We start from the raw sequence: 1,717 nt of genomic DNA, 5'->3' as shown, positions 1-1,717 counted from the left end.
GTCATGCGGCCGTAGACCAGTTTCGGGTTGCGGGCCAGGCATTGCTCCGGGCCCACGCCCAGGCGCTCGGTGACGCCGGGACGAAAACCTTCGAACAGGCCGTCGGCGGTTTCGCAGAGTTTCAGAACGGTTTCGATGCCTTCGGCGCTTTTCAGGTCCACGGCCAGGTTTTGGCGATTGCGGAAAAGGACGGTGTGGCCGATGGCGGAATGCGGGTTACCGCCGGGGCGGTCGATGCGGATAACGGTGGCGCCCATGTCGGCAAGCATCATGCCGCAGAAGGGGCCGGGGCCAATGCCGGCCAGTTCGATGAAGGTCAGTCCGTTAAGTGGGCCTGTCATAATGTTCATGTCCGTTGTCAGAGTCCGTTTTACCGTTCCCTGACGGACATTGGCCGGTCAGGGAATAAGGGCTTGTTCACGCAAGCTGCGACGCAGGGCCGAGCACTGGCTTTTGGCGATGGCAACGGCGTTGCTGGCCTCGTGGGTGGTGGCGATGCCGGTCCAGAGAGGTTTGCCGTCGGCATTGATCAGCTCTGCGCCATGTTGCCGCAGGGCGTCGGGTACCTCGTCTTTGGCCAGGTCGCCACCGATCCCGATTTTCCAGGTCGGTTGTACGTCGCCGGCGGATTGCTCCATGGGGTTGAGCTGGTTGCCGGCCGCAGGCGGTGCGGCAGCATCTATCAGCAAGTGAGTCAGCTCGACCAGCAGAATCCGCTCTACATCGTTTTCTTGCGCCCAGTCGAGGATGCGTTCTTTTCCGCCTTCATACCATAACGGTAATTCCTGATGGCTGAGCAAAACGGTCAACGAATTACTTGAAAATATATCCTTGCAGGTTAATTCCCAGGTTTCGCGGATGTTGCCTTCCGGGGTGTGGGCAACCAGCAGCAGCGTATCTTGCGGCGGGTGGCTACCCTCGTCGGTGAAGCGGGTGGTCACGTCCGTGGTGCTGGCGCAACCGGCAACGAAGAGGGCGGGTAGCAGGTATCGGAAAAGCGGTCGCATGGAAATCTCCGGCGGCGAATGCGGTGCCTTCAATGGCTGGGTCTAGTGTAACAGCGCCGCAGGGGCGCCACATCAACTGGTGCACATTCTCTTGTCCTCAGGCTAGCCGCTAGGGGATCGCCGGGGAGTGCTGCACCGGGGCTGCCGGGTTGGCTGAAAAAGCAAAGCGGCAGCCTGTTTGCGGTTGCCCGGGGGCGGGGTACCAGCGCACTTCGTATTTGTCTTGGCTGTTTTGTTGCGCTTGCCATTGTAGTTGTAGCGCGGCGCCGTCATCGGTGGTTGCACGCTGCCCCTGGCAGTGGAGAGTAAGCTCCAGCGTGTCGAGGGCCAGCTGTTCGGCGGGGGCGGCCAGCAGGGAGATTCGCCAGTAAGGGCCGGTGGTGAGGTCGCCGGGCTCACGGGTAGGATGACCTTGCCACTGGACAGCCGTGGGTGAGGCCGGGGCTGCCGTTTGCTGTGCTTCAGGAAAGTACTGATGCGCAAGCAGGGAGAAGGTCTGTTGGCGGGGAATGTCGTTGATGTTGCCGCTGATGTTGCCGCTTTGTTGCAGATCGCGGCTTAGTTCGCTGCTCTGGCCAATCAGGAAATCCAGGGTATGGGGGCCGTAGAGCGTGTGGCCGCCTTCGTAATATTGCCGCTGGTATTCCTCGGGGGTGACGGCATAGCCGAAATAGCCGTTGGCCAGGCTGGAGACTTCTACTTTCCAGTTC

At 61.0% G+C, this 1,717-nt stretch carries 3 protein-coding genes; all 3 read right to left on the bottom strand.

From position 1 onward, the window contains the following. A partial coding sequence (locus tag A3754_RS21155) for a CoA transferase (RefSeq protein ID WP_197468761.1) occupies positions 1-350 on the bottom strand: 350 nt, incomplete at its 3' end. 48 nt (positions 351-398) lie between these two features. After that, entirely contained in the window at positions 399-1,007 is a 609-nt protein-coding gene (locus A3754_RS21150) for a hypothetical protein (RefSeq protein ID WP_063521253.1), read from the bottom strand. Between the two features lie 109 nt (positions 1,008-1,116). Then, positions 1,117-1,717, bottom strand: a 601-nt coding sequence (locus A3754_RS21145) for a neutral/alkaline non-lysosomal ceramidase N-terminal domain-containing protein (RefSeq protein ID WP_197468760.1), incomplete at its 5' end; no start/stop codon positions are given.

It is taken from the genome of Alcanivorax sp. HI0083 (genome assembly GCF_001635175.1).
Note: the sequence above shows the minus strand (reverse complement) of the source record. Positions and strands in the feature narration are given on the sequence as shown.